Raw genomic sequence first — 24,290 nt, forward strand, 5'->3', positions numbered from 1 at the left:
TCGGAATCTCACGGAGGAACGATGCACACCACGAAGGTGCTCGGAGTGGCGGCGGCGCTCGCCCTCGGGCTGGCCGCCTGCAGCAGCGGGAACAGCGGAGGCGGCGGCGGGTCGACCGGCGACATCAAGGGGAAGACGATCTCCTTCGTCCCCGGTGTCTCCGGCGACAGCTTCTACATCACCATGCAGTGCGGCATCCAGGCCGAAGCGGCCAAGAACGGCCTGAAGGTCGACATGCAGGCGCCGCAGCAGTTCGACGCGTCGCTGCAGACCCCGATCGTCAACGCCGTCGTCGCCAAGAAGCCGGCCGGGATCCTGATCGCCCCGACCGACGCCAAGGCGATGGTGCCGCCGCTGCTCCAGGCCAAGCAGGCCGGCATCAAGATCGGCCTGGTCGACACCACGCTGGCCAAGGACGGCATCGCCTCGTCCAGCGTCTCGACCGACAACCTGGTGGCCGGCGCCGCGGCGGCGGACGCCCTGGCCAAGCTCATCGGCCAGAAGGGCAAGGTGCTGGTGATCGCGTTCAAGGCGGGCGCCTCCACCTCGGACGACCGTCAGCACGGCTTCGAGCAGGAGATCAAGAAGTACTCCGGCATCAAGTACCTCGGCGCGCAGATCAACGACAACAGCCCGGCCAAGGCCGCCTCGATCATCTCCGCCACGCTGTCGGCCAACCCCGACCTGAAGGGCGTGTTCGCCACCAACCAGTTCGCCGCCGAGGGCGCGGCGACGGGTCTGCGCAACGCGGGCAAGCAGGGCACCGTCAAGACGGTCGGCTTCGACGCCGGGCCGGTGCAGATGCAGCAGCTCAAGCGCGGTGACGTCCAGGCGCTCGTGGCCCAGCAGCCGTACCAGATCGGCACGCAGGCGGTCGACCAGCTCGTCGCGTCGCTGACGGGAAAGAAGCCCACCGCCAAAATCGGGACAAGCACCACCACGATCACCCAGGATGACCTGTCGAAACCGGCAGGTCAGCAGGCCGCCTACAAGACGTCCTGCTAGGGGGTCGCGCCGCGCCCCCGTGCACCATGAAGAAGGGACCGATGGTGGCATCGAGCGATCGCGTACGCCGATCCGGCCGTCCTCCGTACGCCGCGCAGCGTCAGCAGATCCTGCTGCAGACGCTGCGCAGCGCGGGGCGCATCGACGTCACGGACATGGCGGAGCGGCTCTCCGTCTCGACGGAGACGATCCGCAAGGACCTCAGCGAGCTGGAACGCCAGGGCCTGCTGCACCGCGTGCACGGCGGTGCGGTGGCCGTGGAGGACCTGTCGTTCGAACCGGCGGTCGCGGCGCGCACCGAGTACACCGAGGAGAAGCGGCGGATCGCGGGGGCGGCGCTGGCCGAGGTGCCGAGCGAGGGCGCGGTGCTCATCGACGCCGGGTCGACGACCGCCTGCCTCGCCGAGCTGATGCCCGGCGACCGCGACCTGGCCGTCTTCACCAGCGCCCTGACGATCGCCATGACGCTGGCGACGCGTCCGCGGCTCACCGTCCACACCCTGGGCGGCCGGGTGCGCAGCCGTACGTTCGCCGAGGTCGACAACTGGGCGATCCGCGCGCTGTCGGAGATCCGGGTGGACGTCGCCTTCCTCGGCTCCAACGGGTTCACCGTGGAGGACGGCCTGCGGACTCCGGACGAGTCCGAGGCGACGGTGAAGCGCCTCATGCTGGGCGCCGCGCGCCGCCGGGTGCTGCTCGCCGACCACAGCAAGGTCGGCCACATCAGCCTCTACAAGTACGGCGACCTTTCCGACATCGACCTGCTGATCACCGACACCGGCCTGTCCGACGCGGACGTCCGCCGGTTCGAGGACGTGGGAGTAGAAGTGAAACGCGCATGATCGTGACAGTCACCCCCAACCCGAGCGTCGACCGGACACTCGCCGTGGGCCACCTGAGCCACGGCGAGGTAGTGCGGGCGAGCACCAGCTGGAGCGAGCCGAGCGGCAAGGGCGTCAACGTGTCCCTGGCGCTGAACGCCCACGGGTACGCGAGCCGCGCGGTGGTCCCCGTCGGCGGGGCCGAGGGCGCCCGCCTGGAGGCGATGCTGCGCGAACGGGGCCTGGAGTACGTCACCGTGCCGATCGCCGGCGAAGTGCGCAGCAACATCAGCGTCCTGGAGCCCGACGGCACGGTCACCAAGGTGAACGAGCCCGGCCCGCGCCTGTCCGACGCGGAGCTGAAGGCGCTGGTCGAGGCGGCGATCGGCGCCGGCGAGCGGGCCGAGTGGCTCGTCGGGTGCGGCAGCCTGCCGGTCGGTGCCGGACCCGGCTTCTACGCCGAGCTGGTCGGCGCGGCCCGGCACACGCCGGCGCGCATCGCGGTGGACAGTTCAGGGGCGCCCCTCGCCGCGGCGCTGCCCGCCGGCCCGGACCTCATCAAGCCGAACGCCGACGAACTCGCCGAAGCGGCCGGCCGCGCCATCGAGACCCTCGGGGACGCCCTGACCGCCGCCCGCCGTCTCCGGGAACTCGGCGCCGGAACCGTCCTGGCCAGCCTCGGCCCGGACGGCGCGGTACTCGTGGAAAAGAACGAGGTCGTGCACGGGGAGGCCTACGTCGCCGATCCCCGAAGCACCGTGGGCGCCGGTGACGCGCTGCTCGCCGGCTTCCTGGCCGCCGGCGCACGCGGGCCCGAGGCGCTGCGGACGGCGCTCGGCTGGTCCGCCGCCGCCGTACGGCAGCCGGGCACCGTACTGACCGCCGACGGCACCGACACCACCGCGGACGTCACCCTGCACGACCGCCTGGACGTACGGCGGCGCCTCCGCCATTCCTGACGCTCGCCGACGCGCCCCCTGACCTCGGGCTCAGGCCGGCGGGGCGGACGTGACAGCGCGGCACGGCGGCACGCCGCCCCAGCACCCGGCACGCCCGACGCCCGCGCCCGGACCGTTCAAGCGCCCGGCGCCCCACGCCCGGACCGGTGCCCGGCACCCGAACGATGCACGGCGTCCGGTGCTCCGCGCCCGGCGCCCCAACTCGACGCCCCACGCCCGGAGCCTGGCGCCCCGGACCGCTCCAGCGCGCCCGCGCCCAGCCACGCGCCTGCGCCTGCGCCTGCGCCTGCGCCATGAGTATCAGCGTCACCAGTTCCGTACAGCGGAAGCGTCTCTTCAACCTGAACGAAGTAGATGCCGGGGAACTCTTGACTCAATCCCGTGAGCTCACCAATCATTGGTCACCTCACGGAAGGGGTCCTTCGGTTTGACGGAAGCCATGCAAGAAGTGTCACTCGACGGCCCGGGCCCGACCGCGGCGGAACGGCTGGTGACACGTCTGGGTCCCCTGACGCTGCGCAACCCGGTCCTGCCCGCGTCCGGCTGCTTCGGCCCCGAGCTCGCCTCGGTCATGCCGGTCGACCGGCTCGGGGCGGCCGTCACGAAGACGGTGTTCAGCGACGTACGGTCCGGCAACCCGGCGCACCGGATCACCGAGACGCGGAACGGGATGCTCAACTCGGTGGGCATCCCGTCGATCGGTGCGACGCGTTGGCGGGCCGAGACCCTGCCCGCCCTGCTGGACTGCGGTGTCCCCCTGGTCATCAGCCTCGGCGGGCTCGCGGAGGCCGACTACCGCCGGGTGGCCGAGGATCTCACCGGCGTCCCCGCCGCCGCCTTCGAGCTGAACGTCTCCTGCCCGAACCTGGAGGCGGGAGGCGTCGAGCTCGGCGCCGACCCGGCCGCCGTCACCCGGACCGTCGCCGGAGTGCGCGAGGTGACCGACCTTCCGCTACTGGTCAAGCTGACGCCCAACGTCGCGTCCGTCGTGGAGCTGGCCCAGGCCGCCGTACGCGGTGGGGCCGACGCCGTCGTCGTCGCGAACACGTTCGTCGGAATGGCCATCGACCTGCACCGTCGCCGGCCGGTGATCGGCAACGGTGTCGGCGGGTGGTCGGGCCCGGCGGCCAAACCCCTCATCCTGCGCATGGTCTGGCAGGTCGCCGAGGCGGTCGACGTCCCCATCGTCGGCTGCGGCGGCATCACCAGCGCCCACGACGTCGCCGAGTACCTGGTCGCCGGCGCGAGCGCCGTGCAGGTGGGCACCGCGACCTTCACCCGCCCCCAGATCATGACCGAGATCATCGCGGACCTCCCGCGCGTCCTCGACGAGCTGGGCGTCTCCCGAGTCACCGAGCTCATCGGCACGCTCCGGTCGGACGCCCGTCCTTCCCCAGAAAGGACCACGCCTTGACCGACGTCGACCACCACGCAATGGCCGATCCCCCCACCAGCCGTACGGCGGCGGCCGACGAGAAGCCGAGCCGGTACGGAATCCAGGCCGTCATCGGCGCCGCCGTCGGATACGCGATGGACGGGTTCGACCTGCTCATCATCGGGTTCGCGCTCACGGCGATCAGCGCGACGTTCCACCTGTCCGACACCCAGGCCGGCAGCCTGTCCACGTTCACCCTGGTCGGGGCCGTCGTCGGTGGCGTCGTCTTCGGCATCCTGTCCGACTACCTCGGCCGCGTCCGGGTGCTGACCTGGTCGATCCTCATCTTCGCCGTCTTCACGGGGCTGTCGGCCGCCGCCTGGAACTACGAGTCGCTGCTCGCCTTCCGCGTGCTCGCCGGGATCGGCCTGGGGGGTGAGTTCGGCATCGGCATGACGCTCGCCGCCGAGGCGTGGCCGGCGAAGAAGCGCGCACGCGCGACCGCCTGGGTCGCCAACGGCTGGCAGGGCGGCACGCTGCTGGCCTCGGCGGCGGCCGCGATCCTGATCCCGATCGGCGGGTGGCGGCTGCTGTTCGTGGTCGGGATCTTCCCGGCGATCATCGCCTACCTTCTGCGCCGGCGGCTGCACGAGCCCGACATGTTCACCAAGCTCAAGGCGGAGAAGGCGAAGACCGACTTCCCGGTGCGCAAGCTCTTCGCCGATGTGCGCACCACCCGGACCACGATCGGGCTGCTGGTCCTGACCTCGGTGCAGAACTTCGGGTACTACGGCGTGATCACCTGGATGCCCACGTACCTGTCCCGCTCGGTGGGCAGCTCGTTCAACAAGTCCGTGGCCTGGACCGCCGTCACGGTGGTCGGGATGATCATCGGCGTCTTCATCTTCGGCAAGATGTGCGACACGGTCGGCCGCCGCAAGAGCTTCTTCGTCTTCGAGATCGGTGCCATCGTCGCCGTCCTGGTCTACGCGAACCTGTCGTCCAGCACCGCGCTCCTGTTCGGCGGCCTCGTCATGGGTGCCTTCATCAACGGCGCGATGGGGGGCTTCGGCGCCCTGCTCGCCGAGCTCTACCCGACCGAGGCGCGCGCCACCGCGCAGAACGTGCTCTGGAACCTGGGCCGCGGCGTCGCCGGCTTCGCGCCGCTCATCATCGCGGCGGTCGAGACGGCGCACGGCTTCCCGTTCGCCATCAGCACGCTCGCCGGCATCTACGTCCTGGCGATGATCGCGCTGCTGGTCATCCCCGAGCGCAAGGGGGCCGAGCTCGCCTGATGCGTACTCCCGAGCGGCCCCGTTGCCGGCAGGTCACGAGACAGGTCACGAGAAAGGACAGGGCGATAGCATGACGGTGTCGCTTCGTGAGGCGCTCGCGTCGGGCGGCCCGGAGGTCTTCCAGGACCCCGGCGACCGGCGAACCGAGCTGGCCCGCGACGTCGTGGCGGCCGCGTACCTGCGCGGTGACTACGTGCTCTCATCCGGGCAGGCCAGCGACTTCTACTTCGACAAGTACCTCTTCAACACCAAACCGACGGTGCTCCGGCGGCTGGCGAGCCTGCTCGCCGAACGGCTGCCGGCCGACGTCGACCGTATCGCCGGCCCGGAGCTCGGCGCGGTGCCCCTGACGACGGCCCTGTCGCTGGAGACCGGGACGCCGTTCGTCGTGGTGCGGAAGGCACGCAAGAAGTACGGCACGGTGACCCGCCTGGAGGGCGAGCTCCACGCCGGAGAGCAGGTGGTCCTGATCGAGGACGTCGTGACCACCGCGAGCCAGGCACTCGCCGCCGCGAGCACGGTCACGGCCGCCGGTGCGAAGGTCAGCACGATCATGGCCGTGGTCGACCGCGAGCAGGGCGGCGGCGCGGCGATCGCGGCCGCCGGATACCGGTTCGACCCTCTGTTCCGCCTCTCCGAACTGCTCAACGTCAGGGCGAGCGCCGACGATCCGAAGGAGAACCGTCCATGAATTCCACGTCCGCGACCCCGTCGTCACTTCGCGACCCGAAGCGCACGGAACGGGTCGGCGCGGCCCTCGCCGAGCGGCTGCGCCCGCACGAGCCGGCCTTCGTCGTCTGCTGGGACACCAGTGAGGACGTCGTCCTGGCGCACGTCGTCGCGCGCGAGCTCGGGGCCGACCTCCTCCTCGCCAACGAGATCGAGGGCATCGTGGCGCTGGAGTACGCGCTTCCCGACGGCGCGACCGTCGTCCTCGTCGCCGAGTCCCTCGACTCGCCGACGGCCGTGGCCGGCCTCGCCGGCGTCGTCGATCACGCGAAGGCCCGGGTGGCGGCGGTGGCGACCGCGCACGGCCGAGTCGAAGTCGCCGGTACCAAGGCCGAAGGGGTGGCGGTCGTCACCGCGGAGGAGGCATGAGCGTCACCTCCGAAACGCGTGCGGCCACCGGCCGCACCCGAGCGGATTCGCCCACGGCCGGTGCGGCCGGCCGTTCCAAGCGCGGTGCCTCGCCACGGCGCGGGCCGGACGCGCCGCCGGCGGGGGCCGGCGGCGCCTCCGGACCGCTGCCGGCGAGCGCGCCGCGGATCGCCGACGCCCTGGAGGAGCTGGCCGGGCTGAGTGAGGGCGGCCCCGGCGTGACACGGCTCGCGTACTCGCCGCTGGAACGGCAGGCGCACGAGCTGTTCGCCTCGTGGATGCGTGCCGCGGGATGCACCGTGACCGTCGACCCCGCGGGCAACACGATCGCCACCCGGCCGGGACGCCGCGCCGACGCGCCCGCCCTCGGCACCGGCAGCCACCTGGACTCCGTCTACAACGGCGGCCGTTTCGACGGGATCACCGGGGTCGTCGCGGCCGTCGAGGTCGCCCGGCTGCTGGCCGAGGCGAAGATCGAGACCGAGCACCCGCTGAAGTTCGTCGCCTTCGCCGGCGAGGAGGGCGCCCGGTTCGGCCAGGCCTGTCTCGGGTCGAAGCTGGCCGCCGGGCTGTCCTCGGTCGCCGAGCTGAACAGCCGGCGCGACCGGGACGGCGTCTCCGTCGCCGACGCGATGAGCGCGCTGGGCTTCGACCCGGCGCGGGCCGTCGCGAACCCCTGGCGCCCGCAGGACTGGGCGGCCTTCCTCGAACTCCACGTCGAGCAGGGCAGCGTCCTCGAACGCGGTCAGATCAGCGTCGGCGCGGTCGATCTCATCTCCGGCTCGACACGGCTGGAGCTGACGCTCGACGGGCAGGCGTCGCACACCGGCGGCACGCCGATGCGCGGCCGGTCCGACGCGCTCGCGGCGGCGAGCGAGGCCGTGCTGATCGCCGAGGAGCTCGCGCTGGACACCCGGCATCGCGGTACGCGCGCGACCGTGGGGCGGCTGGAGGTCTACCCCGGATCGATCACCACGATCCCGGGCCGGGTGACGTTGAGCGTCGACGTCCGCGACATCGACGCGGACCGGCAGCGGCTCACCGCCGCCGAGATCGTACGGCGCGTCCAGGCCGTCTGCGACCGTCGCCGCGTGCGCCTCGACGTCCGCCTGCTGGCCGACACCTCGCCGGTCGTGCTTCCCGTCTGGGTGCGGCGGTTCATCACCACCGCGGCGAGTGAGCTCGACGTCAGCTACCGCGTCATGACGTCGGGCGCGAGCCACGACGCACAGATGATCAATCGGATCACTCCGGCGGGGATGGTCTTCGTGCCGAGCCGGGCCGGCCTGTCGCACGTCCCCGAAGAATGGACGGCACCCGACGAGATCGCGACGGGCGTCCAGGTGCTGGCCGCCGGGCTGCTCCGGCTGGACCGCGACCTGACCGAGCTGGCGGGCCGGCGATGAGCACGGTCACGCCGCCGGTCGGGCGGGCCGCGACGAGCGGCATGGCGTCCGGAGGCGCGCTGACGGTACTCCCGGACAACCGGCGCCCGCGCCCCGTCAGCGTCGACGCGCCCGTCGTCGCCAACCGGCACCTCACCGACCGGTACTGGCGGCTGACCGTCGAGGCCCCGCAGGTCGCGACGACGTTCCTGCCCGGCCAGTTCGTCATGCTGACGGTCACCCGCGACGTCCGCGAGGGCCCGGTGCTGCCGCGGCCGATGGCCGTGTACGACGCCGATCCGGGCACCGGCCGCGTCGACGTCGTCTACTCGGTCGTCGGCGCGGGCACCCGCGCGCTCACCACCTTCACGACGGGCGAGCACATCGGCCTGGTCGGCCCGCTCGGCCGGGGCTTCGACCAGCCGGCGGGCGACCTGCTGCTGCTCGGACGCGGTATCGGCACGTGCTCTCTGACCTCGCTCACCCTGCGGCCGGCCGCCGGCACGACGCTGACCGCGGTCGCGTCCGGCCGCCACCCCGGCGCGGTCATCGGCCCGGAGCTGTACGCGGCGCGCGGCGTCCGCTGCCTGCCGGTGAACGACACCGACGGGTCGTCCGATCCCGGCCGGCTGGGACTACGGCTGCGCGCGCTGCTCGACGGCGCCCCTCCGGCGTTGATCGCGGCGTGCGGCTCGGCCCGGCTGGAGGCGCTGGCACAGCGGCTGGCCGGGATCTGGGGCGCCGAGGTCCAGGTCGCCCTGGAGGCGCACATGGCCTGCGGCCTGGGCTACTGCCACGGCTGCTCGACCGGTGACCGTACGGCGTCGTCCGAGGCGCCGCTCGTCTGCCGCGACGGCCCGGTCTTCGGGCTGCCTCCGGCGTAGGGCCGCCCGGGCCCGCTCACCGCCGACATCCACCCGGCCCATCGCGGCCGACGTTCGTTCGAAAGAGGAGTTCGTTTTGAAGCTACTGGTCCGCAACGGCACCGTGGTCACCGAGAGCGGTCTGGTCGACGCCGACATCCTGTGCGTGGACGGCCGGATCCAGGAGCTGCTGGACACGGGCACCCCGGTCGCGTCCGACGAGGTCGTCGAGGCGCGCGGCCGGCTCGTCTTCCCCGGTTTCATCGACCCCCACGTGCACAGCCGCGATCCCGGTTCGACGCACAAGGAGACGTTCGAGCACTCCACGCTCGGCGCCCTGTGCGGCGGTATCACGACCGTCCTGGAGATGCCGAACGCGATCCCGGCCGTGGCCGACCTCGCGACCTTCCACGCGCGGCGTGCCGAGCACGAGCCGCGCACCTGGGTCGACTTCGGCCTGTGGGGCCTGGCCCTGGGACCGGACAACGCCGACGAGATCGCGCGGATGTTCGAGGCGGGCGCGGTGGCGGTCAAGCTGTTCTGGGGCTACGCGCTGCACCGCGAGACCAAGGGCCTGGTCTACAACTTCGCCGACGAGCCGCCGGAGAACCTGCTGCTGCCGCCGGAGAACGGCGAGGTCCTCGAACTCTTCCGCGCCGTCGCGGCGACCGGCGGCGTGCTCGCCGCGCACTGCGAGGACCGCCACGTCCTGGCCGAGTCGGCCGAACGCCTCGGCCACCCGATCGAGACCTACGCCGACCTGCTGGCCGCGCGACCGGCCGTCGCCGAGGCCGCCTCGATCGCGGTCGGCGCCCAGTTCGCCCGCGCCACCGGCTGCCGCTTCCACGTGGTGCACATGGCCTCGCGGATGGGCGCCGACACGGTACGGAAGGCGCGCGAGCTCGGTGCGCCGATCACCGCCGAGACGTGCCCGCAGTACCTCACCCTGACCGACGCCGACGCCGAGCGCCTCGGGCCGCTCATGAAGGTGTACCCGCCGGTGCGCGAGGCCGACGACCAGGACGCCCTGTGGGCCGCGATCAACGACGGGACGATCTGCTCGGTCGGCTCCGACCACGCGCCGCACACCCTCGAGGAGAAGAACCTCGGGTTCGGCGCCGCACCGGCCGGGGGCGTCGGCATCGAGACGCTGGCGCCGCTGCTCGTCGACGCCATGTCCCGGGGCCGGCTGACGCCGGGGCGGCTTTCGGAGGTGCTGTCCAGCGGCACCGCGCGGCTGTACGGCCTGTGGCCGCGCAAGGGCGTCATCCGCCCCGGAGCGGACGCGGACCTGACGATCGTCGACCCGGCCGCCGAGGGTGCCGTGCGCAACGACCGGCTGCACGCGCTGAACCCGGTGAGCACCTGGGACGGCACTCCCCTGAAGGGCGTCATCACGGGCAGCGTCCTGGGCGGGCGCCTCTCCATGAGCGACGGCGAGCCCGTGGGCGAACGCCACGGCCGGTTCGTACGGGCCGACCACGCCGCGACGCGTGCCGCCGAGGCCGCGCGCACGGGGGCGCGGGTCGCGTGAGCGGACCACTGCTCGACGACCTGGTGGAGGCCGCCCGCGGGCTGGCCGAGCGCGGACCGTCCGCGGACGTGCGGCGGCACGCGGCGCTGCTCGCCGCCGACACGCTCGGCGTCATGCTGGCGGGCGGCCGGCGCCCGGAGGCGGTGGCCCTGGTCTCCGGCGATCCGCTGACCGGGCCCTGGGCGCGCGCCCAGCCGGGCTCCGGGCCGGCCGCGCGGTTCATGACGGCCGGCGGCGGCTGGGGCGCGCCCGACCGCGCCGCCTACGTGAACGCGACCGCGACCTGCGCGCTCGAACTCGACGAGGGCATGCGGCCGACGGGGCATCCGGCGGCGCACGTCCTGCCCGCGGCGCTCGCCGCCGCGGAGGCGCTGGACCGCGACTGGGACGAACTGCTGACCGCGTTCGTCGCGGGTTACGAGGTGGCCGCCGGGCTGTTCGCCGGCATCCGGCTGCGGCCTCCGACGCATCCGCACGGCCACCTGGGCGCGGCCGGTGCGGCCGTGGCCGTCGCGCTGCTCGCGGGCGACGACCCGCTGCCCGCGGCGCGCGCCGCGACCACGATCCCGCTGCTCACCACGTGGGCGCCGTGCCTGGAGGGCGCGAACGTCCGGAACTCCTGGGCCGGGCACGCCGCGGCGGCGGGCCTGCTCGCGCGGCGGCTCGTCCACGCCGGGTACCGCGGGGCCGGCACCGCGCTGGAGACCGCCTTCGACGGTCTGGCCGGCGACCGGACCGAGGTGGACCTGGGAGAGGTCGGCACCCGCATCACCGGCGGCTACATCAAGCTGTACTCGGCGTGCGCGATCACGCATTCGGCGGTCGAGGCCGCGCTCTCCCTGGCGCCGGTCTCCCCCACGTCGGTCGCATCGGTCCACGTGACGGTGAACGCCAACAGCATGAAGACGGCGGCCCAGCCGGCCGGCAACGACCTGTCGCGGCGCTTCTCCATCCCGTACGCGGTCGCGGTGGCGCTCCTGCGCGGCGACGCGGATCCCGCGCGCTTCGACCGGCCCGACGCCGAAGCCCTGGAACTGGCCGCGAAGGTGACCGTGGCGGAGGACCCGGAGGCCACGGCGGCCTGGCCGGAGTACGCCCCGGCCACCGTCCGCCTGACGCCGGCCGACGGCCCGGTCCGCACCGCGCACGTCGACGACGCTCTCGGGCATCCGGGAAACCCCGTCGGCCCGGACGCGGTGCGCAACAAGTTCCTGCGGCTGAGCGGCCGCCCCGCCGAGGTCTGGGATCTGCTGACCGGCGGTCACTCGTCGCGGAAGGTCCGGCATGTCCTTGACGCCGTCACCCGTACATGACTCGGGCAGGTCTCGCGCGGCCCGGCCTCGTCGATGCCGGCCGCATCGGCGGGGGCTACTCTCTCTCCGGGGAAGGAGAAGATCATGCAACCCGTCACGCGCGCGCTGTCGGTTCTGAAGACGCTGGCGGCGCATCCCGAAGGCCTGCCGCTGGCCACGCTCTCCCGGGAACTCGGCGTGCCGCAGGGAAGCATGCATCGGCTGCTCGCCGTGCTCGAAGGCGAGAAGTTCATCTCCCGGTCGCCGTCCAACCGGCACTTCTTCCTCGGCCCCGCCGCGCGGCAGCTCAATGACGAGAACGCCCGTCACCACTCGCTGCTCGTCCCCTCACATCCGGCCCTGGCCAAGGCCGCCGAGGACAGCGGCGAGACGGTCTTCCTCACCGAACTCGTCGGCGATCGCGCGGTGTGCGTCTCCCTGGTCGAGTCGTCCCACGCGCTGCGGATGTTCGTACGGATCGGCCAGGAGATGCCGCTGCACGCCGCGGCGTCGGCGCGGACGCTGCTCGCGCACCTGCCCCCCGAGCAGGCGCGCAGGCTGCTGACCGGCCGCGAGCTGCCGGCGTACACGGCGGGCACGGTGACCGACCCGGACGAGCTGATGGGCCTGCTCACGCTCATCCGCGCCCGCGGCTACGACGTCTGCGACGACGAACTCGACCGCGGCGTGTGGGCCATCTCCGTGCCGGTCCGCGCCTCGACCGGCCGGGTCGTCGCATCGGTCACGCTCGCCGGCCCCGGCCACCGCATCACCGAACCGCATCATCGCGACAGCTACCGCGAACTCGTCTTCGAGGCCGCGCGCTCGATGAGCGCCGACCTGGGCTACGCGGACCAGGAGAGCGAACCGGCCATGGCCGGCGAACCTCCGGTCCTCGACGACATCCAGGGCCTGTCCGAAAGTCCCCGTCCGTAGCGAGCGGCGTCCAGGCGTCGCGTCGCGAGGCGGAGGAGCGCGAGCGGGTCCCTCACCCGGCGACGGCCGCGCGGTACGCGTCGAGGTCCGTCACGCCCTCGGTGCCGACCACCAGGACCGTGCCCTCGCCGGCGTGCGGGAACGCCTTCTCCCGCAGGAGTACGGCCAGGCCCGCGAGGCCGGCCGCGCCGCTCTCGCTCGACGCGATGCCCTCCGCCGCGAGCCGTCGCATCGCGTCCCTCACCTCGTCGTCGGAGACCGCCACGGCGGCGCGCAGGCCGCGCCGCAGCACCGGCCACGCGACGTGCGACACCTCGCCGCAGTTGAGCCCCGCCATGATCGACTCGTGCGGGCCCGGAACCGTGACCGGCCGTTCCGCGGCCAGCGACCGCCGGACGCAGTCGGCTCCCAGGGGCTCGGCCGTGACGACGTCACAGCCGCCGGCGGCCAGGCTCTGGACGGCGGCCGCGGCGAACGAGCCCACGCCCGCGGGCACCAGAGCCAGCGTGAACCCGGCCGCCTCACCGGCCGCCTCCCCGAGCTGGGCACGGGCCTCGCGGAAGATCGTCCCGTACCCCTCCACGATGGCCGCGGGGATCGTCTCGTATCCGGGCCAGGAGGTGTCGGAGACGAGCAGCCGGTCCGCGTGCAGGCGCGCGTCGGCGGCGGATCGGCGGACGGCGTCGTCGTAGGAGCCGCCGACGACCACGATGTCCGCTCCCTCGTCCTCGATCGCCGCGATCCGTTCCTCCGACAGCCGGAACGGGACGAAGACCCGGCAGCCGAGCCCGAGCAGGGACGCCATGTGCGCGATGGCCCGCCCGTGGTTCCCGTCGGTCGCGGTCGTGAGCGTCGTGCCGGACGGCAGCGACCGCGCCGCGGCCAGCGTCGCGTCGAACCGCGGCGGCAGGGCCGTGCCGAGCCGCTCGGCGATCGCGCGGTGCACCGCCCACGCCGCCCCGACGATCTTGAATGACGGCAGACCGAGGCGCTCGCGCTCGTGCTTGACGAAGAGCCGCCCGACCCCCAGGCCGGCGGCCAGCCGGGGCACCTCGACCAGGAGCGTGGCCTCGAACCCGGGCAGCGAGTCGTGGAACGCCTCGACGTCGGCGGCGTGCGGCGCCGGGCCGCTCACCTCGCGCCCGGCCCAGCGCGCGTTCATCGAGACCCGGTCCGGCACGGGAATACCTCCATCGACATCGCTCATCGGCACTGCCGACAGCGTGATGGCTCGGCGCCGCCGAATCTTCGTCTCCGGCTCCCAACTCCACGCCGCGGGTTTGGCCGTACGTACTGATCCGGGCTCCGCCGCGCATCGGCCCGGAGGAGACCGGGCGACCTCGGAACCCGGCCGCACGCGGGAGTCTGCCAAACTTGGCGATCATTCGTACGGTCCGGCGCACGGCAGAGGGCCGAGCCGGTCGGCGCCGGACCGGTATCGCCGTACGCACGACGGGAGGTTCGGTGGCGTGTCCTTCGCGCACGAACAGACGGGGCCGGTCGGGGTCGTCTTCGAGGCGCTCGACCCGGGAGCGCTGGCCCGCTTCTGGGCCGGGGCTCTGAACGGGACGACGCCCGAGGAGAACCTCGGCGGCGAGCAGACGGTCATCCGCACGGGCGACGCCGTCCTGCGGCTGCGGTTCACGCCGGCCGCCCGGCCGAAGACGACCAAGAACAGGCTCCACCTGGACCTGGCCGGCGGGTCCGACCCGGCCCGGGAGGTGGAACGCGTCCTCACGCTGGGCGCCTCCAGGGCCGACATCGGACAGGGTGAGGTGCCCTGGACGGTCCTCGCCGACCCCGAGGGCAACGAGTTCTGCGTGCTGCCCGAGGAGGGTTCCGCGGGAGGTCTCGCCGCGATCTGCCTGGACGCCGCCGATCCGGACGTACAGGGCCGGTTCTGGGCTCCGGCCCTCGGGTGGCGGATCGTGGATCAGGGCGACTGGGGGATCAGCCTCCGCTCGCCGTCGGTGCGAGGCCCCAGGATGGTCATGGGTCCCCCCGCGGCCGCCAAGGCGGGAAGGAACCGCCTCCTCCTGGAGATCGCCGTCCACGGCGACGACCCGGCGACGGCGGCGGACCGGCTGACGCGGACGGGCGCCACGAGGGCCGATGCCGAACGGACCGGCCTCCTGGCGGATCCCGAAGGGAACGAGTTCCTCCTCGCGGCACGGTGATGGCTGCCGGGATCGAGGGGGCGGGCGCCGCCCAGATCATCACCTACGACGCGGCGGACGCCGCCGGGACGCTCACGACCGACCCGTACCGGACAGGGATATCGCTGTGACCGACACGACGACGACCGTCACCGACCGCTCCTTCGAAGAGGCGCTGCCGAAGCGGCGCCTGCGGATGGGGAGCCGGACCTCGCATCTCGCCCGCGCGTACGCGGGTCGGGTCGCCGACGCTCTGCGTCTGGTCGCTCCGAACGTCGATGTCGAGATCGTCGGCATCGAGACCTCCGGTGACGCGTGGAAGGGTGACCTCGCCCGGCTCGGCGGTAAGGGCGCCTTCATGAAGGAGATCGACAAGGCGCTGGCCCTGGGCGAGATCGACATGGCCATGCACGCGATGAAGGACGTCCCCGGCGACGTGCCGCTGCCCCGCGGCCTGGTGTTCGCCGCCTACCTCGAACGCGACGATGTCCGCGACTGCGTCGTCTGGCGCGCCGGCTCCCGGTACGAGTCCCTCGACGATCTGCCGCCCGGCACGGTGATCGGCACGTCCGCGGTGCGCCGCAAGGCGCAGATCCTCCGGCGCCGGCCCGATCTTCAGGTCGTACCGTTCCGCGGGAACGTCATCCCTCGCCTGGCGAGGCTGGACGAGAACGACGACGGAATCGAGGCGATCGTCCTGGCCCACAGCGGCCTGATGCGCGCCGACGCCGGCGACCGGATCGGCGAGACCTTCCCGATGGACATGATGTGCCCGGCGGTCGGCGCCGGCGTCATCGGCGTGCAGTGCCGCGAGAGCGACGAGGGCGTCCGCGGGCTGCTGCGGCTCATCGACCACGACGAGACCCGCCGCCACATCACGGCCGAACGCGCGATGCTGCACGGCCTGCAGGGGCACTGCAACAGCCCGATCGCCGGTCACTGCTCGACGACCCCTGACGGCCGGCTCTCGCTGACCGGCATGGTGTTCTCCCACGACGGCGGCGAGTTCGTCCACGCGCACGGGCAGGACGAGCGCGACCGCGCGCACGAACTCGGCGCACACGTCGCGGCCACGCTCGCCCGTGAGGGCGCCCGCGACATCATCGCGGGCATCCCGCACTGAGCCGATGCCCACCGTCCTGCCGATCCGGCGTACCGGCTGCGGCTACGGGGCCTTGGCCTGACGCACGTCCGAGGTGTCCATGGCGAAGCGGCCGATGGTCCAGGCGATCGCCGGCACGTTCTCGTCCAGGGCCTGGAGGCTCAGGTTCGCCACCCGGTCGCACGTCTGGTGATAGCAGTGGTCGTACTGCTGCCCCGCCTGCCCGCCGAACATCGCCGCCTCCTCCGGCGTCTTCAGGCCGATCGTGCCCATGTCCATCCCGCCGACCGCTATGCCGGCCGTCACGAACGGTGCCTGGTCCGAGCCGACGCCCGTCACCGGCTCGGTCTCGAACGGCAGGCCGGCGCGGGTGAAGTACTGCTCGAACACCTTCGTGACGGTCGCCGATCCCGGTGCCTCCGGCACGTCGCCGTCGATGAGGAAGCGGGCGAAGTTCGGCGAGGCGATCAGCTCGAAGTTCTCATAGAGGTCGATGGCGGCCCTCTCGGCGGACGACAGGTGCTCGACGTAGTAGTCGGAGCCGACGTCGACCTGCTCCTCCGCTCCCCAGAAGGCGAACCGCACCTTGTCGCGTACGCGGTTCTGGAACGGGGCGAGCCGCTTGGCCGTCGCCAGCAGGGCGGCCACGCTGCTCGCGTTGTCGTCGATGCCCGGCCCCTCGGGCACGCTGTCCAGATGGGCGCCGGCCATCACGATGTGGTCGGCGGAGCCGCCACGCGTCTCCGCGAAGAGGTTGACGGTCTTCTTGTCCGCGACGTGGCCGCGGAGTTCGAGGTGGAAGGTGACGGGGTGCTGCGCGGCGTCGGCGCTCAGTTGCCCGGCCTGCGCGGGCGAGATGGTCGCCGAGGGGATCGTGAAGTCCGAGGGGGTGAAGACGTGCAGCCGGTAGATGTTCTCCGGATCCGGCACCGGCAGGTACATCAGCATCGCCAGGCCTCCCAGCCCGGCGATCACCTTCTGCTGGTTGGCGTACCCGCAGGAACTGCGCGGGGTGAGCACGATCGCACCGCGTACCGGAAGCCCGTCGTAGTCCGCGGCCGTGCATCCGCTCGTGCCGTCGGCCTTGACCGGCGCGAGGACCAGGGGCGCCGTTAAGCCGCCCTCGGGGGTGACCGGCGAGCCGTCCAGCATCAGCGTGCGGATCGTACGGGCGTGCGGGGCGGTCTCCCGGCCGGACTCGGCGTCGAACACGAACTGCCGGTAGGGCACCGTCTGGCTCTTCACCCGGTAACCGGCGGCGGTGAGTTGCTCGGTGACGTAACGCGCCGACGCCGCGAATCCCGGCGTGGCCGTCGCGCGCTGGCCGCCGTCCTCGTCGGCGATCCGTTCGAAGACGCGCAGGTGAGCGAGGGCTTGCTGCCCGGACGTGGTCTTGGCGAGGTGGTCGGCCAGCCAGAGATCGTCGTCCGGGGCCGAGGTGGCCGCGGTCAGCGAGCCGGTGATGGCCACCGCGGCGACGGCGGCGAGAAGGGTTCTCATCGGACTCCTCGGGTCAGATGGCGGTGCACGGTATCGGCCATCGACGTAGCCGATAGGGCAGACACAGCGCATCACGGCCGTTACTGATGATCAAGCCCGACCGCACCAGCCCGATGAAGGCGGAGGACTCTTCCGAGGGCCCCGGGCGGTCGAGATTCCGGACGAGCCTGATCTCCTGCGTTCCCCGGAGGGTGATGGGCACGGCCGGGCCGCGCCGCTGATCGGTGACGGTCACGAATCCCGGCCCGACCCGGTAGTGACACAGCCCGTACCGGTAGGCCGAGCGCCACGACGGGTCCCCGGCCCGTGGGGGCAGGTGGTACAGGAGCCGGGTGTCGCAGCCGAGATCGCCCGCGCTCTCCCAGACGACGTCGATGCCATGGCTCGCCGCCTCGCGCAGGAACCGGAGGAAATGGAGGAGTCCGTCGTCGGCGCCCACGGTCTCCCGTATCCGCACCTCCCGTACGCCGGCCTGCCACAGCAGGTCTCCGGCCACCGCGTCCAGGCCGGGTTCGTACGGGGTCCCGGTGACGATCAGGACCGGGGCGCCCGCGCCGCCCGCGAGGCGTCGCGACAGCTCCGACGTGCTCACCTCGAGGCGATCGCCGGGCACGGCGCCGGGCCTCCGCACGGCGAGTGTGGTGTCGATGACTCATCCCCCCTCGGCGACGCGCAGCGGCCTGCGGTCGGTGGCCAGCGCGACGACCCGGCCGTCGTCTTCGAAGACCAGCCCCGCGCCGCGGAGCTCACCGACCCATTTCCGCAGCGTCTCCTCGCTCGTCGCGAACCCCTCCGCCGCCAGCTCGCGTGCGAGGGCCGCGATCGTGCGCGGCCGTTCCAGCAGCCGGTACGAGCGGGCCTGTGCCGGATCGCTCAGGACGTACTCGCATCGGGGCCGGCCCGCGCGGCCCTCGTCGATCACCAGCCCGTCTTCGGTCTCCCGCCAGGTCAGCGTGCTGGCCGCGTGGTCGTGCCGCCAGGCCGCGATGGCGGCACGGAGGTCGGACGCGACGTCCTCGCCGATGCCCTGCGGCGGCGCCTCGAACTGGTACGCCAGGTCTTCGAGCTCGGATTCGGGCAGGTCGTAGGCGTGCTGGTACATCCGCGAGGGGCGTCGCTCGGCGAAGCCCCGCTCGGGTGACCGGAAGTGCGGGCTGAACCGCTCGATCAGGACGCGGACGGATCCGGACGGAGGCTGCAGGTGCACCATCGCCGGTATCTGCTCGATGACCGGGCGGTAGTCGCCGGCCCGCTCGTCGGGGAACCCGTACAGGTAGTTCCAGTCCACCGTGAGCTGATGCTCTTCGCTCGCGCGGAGCAGGAACACGTTCTGCGTCCCGTGCACGCCCTTGTCCATGAGCCGCAGCGCGCGGGAGTTCAGGCTCTCGATACCGGGCTGGATGTGCGTCACGCCCGCGTCCCGCAGCACGGCGAGCTGGTCGGGCTTGAGGTTGGCCTTGACCTCGTACCGGACCCGCAGGTCCCAGCCGGACTCCCGGATCCGCGGCATGAGTTCGGCGAGGTAGGCGAGGTCGAGGATGTTGTCCACGGTGACGATGTCGAGCACGCCGTGGGTCTCCACCAGGTGGGTGATGTCGTCCCAGACTCGTGTGGCCGGCTTGGCGCGGAACTTCATGGTGGTGCCGTTCAGACCGCAGAACGTGCAGTGGTGCTTCTCGCCCCACCAGCAGCCACGGCTCGCCTCGTACAGCAGCACCGGGCTCAGCCGCTCGGCGAACCTGCCGGCGCCGTAGGCCGACCACCAGGCCGTGAAGTCGGGGCGGGGCACCATGTCGATCGGCACCATCGCGGCCGGCGGTCCCGCGACGCTCTCGCCGTCCGGCCCCCGGGTGACCACCCCCGGCACACCGGCCGGCGCCCGTCCCTCGCTCAGCGCGTCGAGCAGCGCGACGAAGGCGAGCTCGCCCTCGCCGCTCACGACGTGGTCGACGAAGGGGAAGTTTCGGTGCAGGGCCGCACCCATGGGACCGTCGCAGTTGCCGCCGCCGAACACCACCTGGACGTCCGGGCGGAGCTGTTTGATGCGCCGGGCGACCGCGAGTGAGGAGACGTTCTGCTGGAAGGTCGTGGTGAAGCCCACCAGGTCCGGCCGCTCTCGCAGAATCTCCCGGGCGGCCAGCTCGACGAAGCCGGCGGCGTGCTCGCGCATGCGCAGCGAGGCGCCGGGTTCGAGGTTCCGTGCCTCCAGATAGGCGCGGTACGTGTCGACCCGCCAGGCCGGATCGTCGTACAGCGCCCCGGCGAAGATCCACTCACCCATCGCGTGCCAGACCCCGCGGTCGGCGACGTAAGAGTACTCGGCCTCGGCGATCTGACCGCCGGAGACGTCGAGGAGGTACTCGGCCCAGCGCAGGTTGCCGTAGTAGTCGACCACGGTGTGCGGGTCGCGGCAGGCGCCGACCCGGGCGCGCAGCAGCCCGATGGGCAGGCACGGCGTCTCGAGCAGGTGCCAGGGCATCGAGACGAGGCAGACACGCATGGGGCCTCCCGGGACCGGTTGGGGGGCGGCCCTGTGCCCCGGGCACCAGGCCGCGGGGCACAGGGCCGATCACTGGGTTCAGTGCACGTAACGCATCGCACACCTCCTTCGAGTGCTAGACGACGCGGGCCTCGAACCGAGACGGCCCGCGGAGGGTCAGGTTGCGCCGGTAGACCGGCGCCGTGACGGCACGGATCCGGCCGCACTCGGCGGCGAGGATCCCCAGGACGACGCCCGCCTGTAACGTCGCGAGAGACTGTCCGAGGCACGAGTGCGCGCCACGGCCGAAGCCGACGTGCGGGTTCGGATCACGGCCGAAGTCCAGTGCGTCCGGGTCGGAGAAGCGCGCCGGGTCCCGGTTGGCCGCGCCGAGAAGCATCGTGACCGCCTGGCCACGGCGGATGACGGTCCCGCCGATCGAGGTCTCCTGGACACAGGCCCGGCCGTCGGCCTGCACCGGCGAGACGTAGCGGACCAGTTCCTCGACCGCCACCGGCGTCTCGGCCGCCGCGAACCGGCCGAGCGCGTCCGGCACCGCCGCCATCACGGCGAGGGCGCCCGCGAGCAGCCGGCCGGCCGACTCGAATCCCGCGTGGAACACCGCGCGAAGCGTGTTGAGCAGGATCGGCCGCTCGATGCCCGAGTCCGCGCCGTGGGCCGCCACGTAGCCGACGAGACCGGCGTCCGGCGGATCGGCGAGCCAGCCCTCGGCGAGTTCGGCGAGCCGTGCGCGCGCCACCACCGCCGGCTCGTACGTCTCCGGCCACACCCCGGCGTCCATGCCGTCGACGATCGCCTGGGAGGTCGGCAGGAACCACTCCGGATCCGGTCGCGCGACGCCGAGCACCGCGACGATGGTGTCGAGGGCGATCGGGGCGGCGAACTCGGTGACGGCGTCGAAGGAGTCCTGGCGGCGTACCCGCGCGAGCCGCTCGCGGACCCGGTCGGCGATCATCCGCCGGAGCGCCGGATAGTCGAGAGTACGGACGGCGTTCACCATGAAGTGGCGGATCAGCGTGTGCTCGGGCGGATCGAGCGACTGGATGCTGAGCAGCGGAGTCGGGATCTGCTCCCCCGTACGGCGCCAGTCCGACGCGAACGCCCGTGAGTTCCGCAGGACGGCGGCGCAGTCCTCGTAACGCGTCAGCACCCAGGAGTCGATCGCCTCGCTCCAGTAGACGGGTTCGGACTCCCGCAGCCGGGCGTACGCCGGATACGGATCGCGGAGTGTCTCCGGCTCGGCCAACGCGAGGATCCGGTCGGTCGACAGGGTTTCGGGCATCGGGGAGCAACCTCCTGAGGACATCACACGCGGTCCGCAGCCATACGGAGTCTTGGCCGACGGCTTGCACGTCCGCTTTACATCTGCTTTACGCGAGGTCAGAGGACGGAGTTCAGCATGTGGGCCAGGGCCCGATCGCTGGGACCGCTCCAAGTCATAGGGCGAGCGCCGACCGTGCCGACCGCGCGCCGTACGTCCGCCGGCTCCTCGACGTGAGCTCGCTCCAGGGCGAAGGCGCGGAGGATGCCGTCGAAGAAGTAGCGAACATGCCCTCCGGGCACGCGCACCGACTCCAGCAGGTGATGCTGGGCGAGATGGTCGAGCAGGCGGCCCGCGCACGTGACGCCCTCCCCGGTCACCGCCGCGCAGATCCAGTCCGCGAAGTGGGAGGTGTGCAGCAGCGCGAGCCTCCGGAAGGCCCGCTTGGCCCGTGAGTCGAGGCGTTCGTAGCTGAGGCGGATGCTGGAGCGCATCGACAGGTCGCCGATCGCGAGCTCGTCCAGCGGGGCCGTGCGGAGCCGGCCGGCGACGCCGTCGAGCGTCGCCGCAGGGCTCACGGCCAGCATGGATCCGGCGATCCGGATCGCGAGCGGCAGGTGCTGGCACAGGCGGACGACCTCGGCGGCCGTACGGGTCTCCGACACCGCAGGCTCGTGGCCGGAGACGCGCGAGAGCAGCTGGACCGCCTCCTTGGGGCCGAGCGCCTCGACGACCAGATGCCGGGCGCCTTCGAGGCCGGCGAGGCTCTGGCGGCCCGTGATGATGACCGCGCAGCCGGCGGACCCGGGCAGCAGCGGGCGGATCTGCGCCTCATCCGCGCAGTTGTCCAGGACGAGGAGCAGACGACGGTCGGCCGTGAGGCTCAGGAAGCACTCGCGGCGTTCTTCGACGTCGCCGGGCAGGTCGGCGGCGGGCACGCCCAGCGTGCGCAGGAAGCGCTCGAGTACGTACGAGGGCTCCAGCGGGCGCGGGCCCAGGCCCTCCAGGTCGATGAACAGCTGGCCGTCCGGGAAGTCCCGGCGCACCTGGTGCGCGATCCGGACGGCCAGCGTCGTCTTCCCGACTCCCGGTTTGCCGACGAGCTTCAGGACGGGCAGGGATCTCCGCCTGCCCGGCCGCCGGTCGCCCCGCAGGACCTCGCAGCCGTGGGCCACCTCCCGCGAGCGTCCGGTGAAGTCGCCGATGCAGGAGGGGAGCTGGGCGGGGACGGGCCACCGCGCGACCACGCTCTCGGGCGCGGTGAGGTTCGGGGCGGAGTTGAGGATGGCCTCCTGGAGGCGGCGCAGTTCGTACCCCGGTTCGACGCCCAGCTCGCTCATCATCATGCGCCGGGTGCCGCGGTACTGCTCCAGCGCCTCGGCCTGGCGGCCGGAGCGGTACAGCGCGAGCATGAGCTGGCCGCGCAGCCGTTCCCGGAAGGGATGGATGGCGACCAGCGCCGTCAGCTCGCTGACCAGCCCGGTGTGGCGGCCCAGCACCAGCTCCGCGTCGAGCCGCTCCTCGATGGCCCGCAGCCGCTGCTCTTCGAGGCGGCAGACCTCCGCGGCCACCGCCGGCATCCCCTGGACGTCGAGGAACGGCGCCCCGCGCCACATGTGGAGTCCGTCGCTCAGGAGCCGCACCGCCGCCTCGTGCCGCCGTTTCGCCAGTGCGTCGCGCGCGTCGTCCAGCATCGACTCGAAGCGCGCCGAGTCGAGGTCGGCGCCGTCGCAGCTCAGCAGATAGCCCGGTCCGCAGGTGCGCAGGCTCTCGGCGGCCGCGTCATCGCCACGGTCGCGCAGCTGACCTCGGATGCGTGAAACGTACTGCTGAACGAGGTTGTTCGCCGATTCGGGCGGCTGGGAGCTCCAGAGTTCGTCGACGATTCTGGAGGTGGAAAGGACATGATTTCGATTGATGACGAGTAAGGCGACGATAGAGCGTTCTCTGGGGCGTAAAACAAGCGGTTCGCTGCCGGTTACCGTAAGTGCCCCTAATACACCGTACTTCATACGAAGAAATACCCCCAAGATCCTGACGAGCCATTGGGTGTCTGGTGTCCCACTGATTCCCGGTCACACGTCCGGTTTCGCGTCGAGCAGGCAGAAACCGGAGGGCGCGGTCAGCGTCTGTTCCACGGAGTATCCGGCCCGTCGCAGCAGCTCCTCGTACTCCCCGACCGAACGGCTCTGACCCCCGAGGAGCACGAGCATGGCCAAATCCCGGATCGCCGCTTCCAGCGCATCGTCGATCTTCAGCGCGCGCTCGATGAGGAGCAACCGTCCGCGCTCGCCGATCGAGGTCCGGCAGTTGCGCAGGATGCGCAGCGCCGCTTCGTCGTTCCAGTTGTGGATGACCGACTTGATGACGTAGAGGTCGGCCCCTGGGGGAACCTCGGCCAAGAAGTCGCCCGCGACGAGTTCGCACCGGTCCGCGACGGCGCGGTCCTCCATCGTCCGCCGCGCGATGCCGATGGTGGCGGGCTGCTCGAACGCGATGCCGCGCAGTTTCGGGGCGCGCACCAGGAGCTCGGCCAGCAGGGTGCCGTCACCCGCGCCCAGGTCGGCGACCACACCGTCGTCCGGGAAGTCGTACAGCCCGAGGATCTCCTGGAGGAAACGCTCGGTGTTGAACCGCATGGTGCGCGCGAACGACACCGCCGCGTCATCGTCGCCGTCGAAGTGACGCCACAGATCACGGCCGTAGCGGTGCTCGAAGGCGGACTCCCCGGTCCGCAGCGCGTAGTCCAGCTCGGACCAGGCTCCGTAGTACTCCGCGCCCGCCATCAGCGCGTGGCCGTAGAGGATGCCGGTGTCACGGCGGAGCGACTCGATCAGTGCCGTACCGCGATACGCGTTCTCCCCGGCCGGCTCGACGAGTCCGAGCCCTTCCAGCGCACGCAGGTACCGGCGCAACGTCGGGACGCCGATACCCGTCAGCCCGCTGAGCTCGGCGTCGGTGAGCGTCCGGTCCGCGAGATGGTCCGGGATCCGGAAGCGGACCGCCGACGCCACCAGCTGGGTGCGGATGTGACCGTCCAGCAGGGCGCTGAGACGCTCGAACACGGCCATCACGCGGACACGCGCGTCGCCGGCCACCCCCGCTCGGGCTGGGCCGATAACGCGTATCGGCATGCACCGAACGTGACCTCATCGACCGCGCGGTCCGGCATTTCGGAAGCCGGTTCGGCCAGGAGCGCGCAACCGGT

General features: G+C 72.3%; 21 protein-coding genes. 14 read left to right on the plus strand and 7 right to left on the minus strand.

Going from position 1 to position 24,290, the window contains the following annotated elements; genetic code table 11:
* Positions 1-21: 21 nt before the first annotated feature.
* From ABEA10_RS15485 to ABEA10_RS15540, 12 genes are all read left to right on the plus strand, one after another.
* Positions 22-1,005 (plus strand): ABC transporter substrate-binding protein, encoded by a 984-nt coding sequence (locus ABEA10_RS15485; RefSeq protein ID WP_345463799.1) that lies wholly within the window; start codon positions 22-24, stop codon positions 1,003-1,005.
* A gap of 41 nt (positions 1,006-1,046) precedes the next feature.
* Entirely contained in the window at positions 1,047-1,847 is an 801-nt protein-coding gene (locus ABEA10_RS15490; RefSeq protein WP_345463802.1) for a DeoR/GlpR family DNA-binding transcription regulator, read from the plus strand.
* Positions 1,844-2,785 carry a 1-phosphofructokinase family hexose kinase gene (locus ABEA10_RS15495; protein ID WP_345463805.1) on the plus strand — a complete coding sequence of 314 codons (942 nt, stop codon included), beginning with the start codon at positions 1,844-1,846 and terminating at the stop codon, positions 2,783-2,785. The genes ABEA10_RS15490 and ABEA10_RS15495 overlap by 4 nt, the downstream gene beginning before the upstream one ends.
* Positions 2,786-3,224: 439 nt before the next feature.
* Complete coding sequence (locus tag ABEA10_RS15500) at positions 3,225-4,199, plus strand: dihydroorotate dehydrogenase (RefSeq protein WP_345463808.1); 975 nt, start codon at positions 3,225-3,227, stop codon at positions 4,197-4,199.
* Positions 4,196-5,455: an MFS transporter gene (locus ABEA10_RS15505; protein WP_345463811.1), complete on the plus strand. Its 1,260-nt coding sequence runs from the start codon at positions 4,196-4,198 to the stop codon at positions 5,453-5,455. Before ABEA10_RS15500 ends, ABEA10_RS15505 begins: the two co-directional genes overlap by 4 nt.
* Positions 5,456-5,525: 70 nt before the next feature.
* Positions 5,526-6,146, plus strand: a complete 621-nt coding sequence (gene pyrE / locus ABEA10_RS15510; RefSeq protein ID WP_345463814.1) for an orotate phosphoribosyltransferase — start codon at positions 5,526-5,528, stop codon at positions 6,144-6,146.
* The gene (locus ABEA10_RS15515) at positions 6,143-6,553 is read left to right on the plus strand and encodes a hypothetical protein (protein ID WP_345463817.1); all 411 of its coding nucleotides are present in this window, start codon (positions 6,143-6,145) and stop codon (positions 6,551-6,553) included. Before pyrE ends, ABEA10_RS15515 begins: the two co-directional genes overlap by 4 nt.
* The gene (locus ABEA10_RS15520) at positions 6,550-7,959 is read left to right on the plus strand and encodes a Zn-dependent hydrolase (protein ID WP_345463820.1); all 1,410 of its coding nucleotides are present in this window, start codon (positions 6,550-6,552) and stop codon (positions 7,957-7,959) included. The genes ABEA10_RS15515 and ABEA10_RS15520 overlap by 4 nt, the downstream gene beginning before the upstream one ends.
* Positions 7,956-8,822 carry an iron-sulfur cluster-binding protein gene (locus tag ABEA10_RS15525; protein WP_345463823.1) on the plus strand — a complete coding sequence of 289 codons (867 nt, stop codon included), beginning with the start codon at positions 7,956-7,958 and terminating at the stop codon, positions 8,820-8,822. Before ABEA10_RS15520 ends, ABEA10_RS15525 begins: the two co-directional genes overlap by 4 nt.
* Before the next feature lie 76 nt (positions 8,823-8,898).
* The gene (locus tag ABEA10_RS15530; protein WP_329238098.1) at positions 8,899-10,335 is read left to right on the plus strand and encodes a dihydroorotase; all 1,437 of its coding nucleotides are present in this window, start codon (positions 8,899-8,901) and stop codon (positions 10,333-10,335) included.
* Positions 10,332-11,648, plus strand: coding sequence for an MmgE/PrpD family protein (locus ABEA10_RS15535; protein ID WP_345463828.1), 1,317 nt, complete (start codon positions 10,332-10,334; stop codon positions 11,646-11,648). The genes ABEA10_RS15530 and ABEA10_RS15535 overlap by 4 nt, the downstream gene beginning before the upstream one ends.
* Before the next feature lie 84 nt (positions 11,649-11,732).
* A complete protein-coding gene (locus ABEA10_RS15540) occupies positions 11,733-12,563 on the plus strand; it encodes an IclR family transcriptional regulator (protein WP_345463831.1) in 831 nt (276 codons plus the stop codon).
* A gap of 52 nt (positions 12,564-12,615) precedes the next feature.
* Here the strand turns inward: ABEA10_RS15540 and ABEA10_RS15545 are convergent, their stop codons facing one another.
* Positions 12,616-13,743, minus strand: coding sequence for a diaminopropionate ammonia-lyase (locus ABEA10_RS15545; protein WP_345463834.1), 1,128 nt, complete (start codon positions 13,741-13,743; stop codon positions 12,616-12,618).
* 289 nt (positions 13,744-14,032) lie between these two features.
* Between ABEA10_RS15545 and ABEA10_RS15550 the strand changes: the two genes are divergently transcribed.
* Complete coding sequence (locus ABEA10_RS15550; RefSeq protein WP_345463837.1) at positions 14,033-14,740, plus strand: VOC family protein; 708 nt, start codon at positions 14,033-14,035, stop codon at positions 14,738-14,740.
* A gap of 106 nt (positions 14,741-14,846) precedes the next feature.
* Positions 14,847-15,842 (plus strand): hydroxymethylbilane synthase, encoded by a 996-nt coding sequence (gene hemC / locus ABEA10_RS15555; RefSeq protein WP_345463840.1) that lies wholly within the window; start codon positions 14,847-14,849, stop codon positions 15,840-15,842.
* Between the two features lie 42 nt (positions 15,843-15,884).
* Here hemC and ABEA10_RS15560 read toward each other — a convergent pair whose 3' ends face one another.
* From ABEA10_RS15560 to ABEA10_RS15585, 6 genes are all read right to left on the minus strand, one after another.
* Positions 15,885-17,321, minus strand: coding sequence for a M20/M25/M40 family metallo-hydrolase (locus ABEA10_RS15560; RefSeq protein ID WP_345463843.1), 1,437 nt, complete (start codon positions 17,319-17,321; stop codon positions 15,885-15,887).
* Positions 17,322-17,334: 13 nt separating this feature from the next.
* On the minus strand, positions 17,335-17,934 hold the full coding sequence (locus ABEA10_RS15565; protein ID WP_345463846.1) for a DUF5825 family protein: 600 nt from the start codon (positions 17,932-17,934) through the stop codon (positions 17,335-17,337).
* Positions 17,935-17,973: 39 nt separating this feature from the next.
* Positions 17,974-19,821: a RiPP maturation radical SAM C-methyltransferase gene (locus tag ABEA10_RS15570; RefSeq protein ID WP_345463849.1), complete on the minus strand. Its 1,848-nt coding sequence runs from the start codon at positions 19,819-19,821 to the stop codon at positions 17,974-17,976.
* Positions 19,822-19,936: 115 nt separating this feature from the next.
* Entirely contained in the window at positions 19,937-21,103 is a 1,167-nt protein-coding gene (locus tag ABEA10_RS15575) for a cytochrome P450 (protein WP_345463852.1), read from the minus strand.
* Between the two features lie 98 nt (positions 21,104-21,201).
* The gene (locus ABEA10_RS15580; protein ID WP_345463855.1) at positions 21,202-23,094 is read right to left on the minus strand and encodes an AfsR/SARP family transcriptional regulator; all 1,893 of its coding nucleotides are present in this window, start codon (positions 23,092-23,094) and stop codon (positions 21,202-21,204) included.
* A gap of 63 nt (positions 23,095-23,157) precedes the next feature.
* Positions 23,158-24,216: a methyltransferase gene (locus ABEA10_RS15585; protein ID WP_345463858.1), complete on the minus strand. Its 1,059-nt coding sequence runs from the start codon at positions 24,214-24,216 to the stop codon at positions 23,158-23,160.
* Positions 24,217-24,290 lie beyond the last annotated feature (74 nt).

Source organism: Actinoallomurus oryzae (assembly GCF_039541955.1).
In the GTDB taxonomy this organism is placed as follows: Bacteria; Actinomycetota; Actinomycetes; order Streptosporangiales; family Streptosporangiaceae; genus Actinoallomurus; species Actinoallomurus oryzae.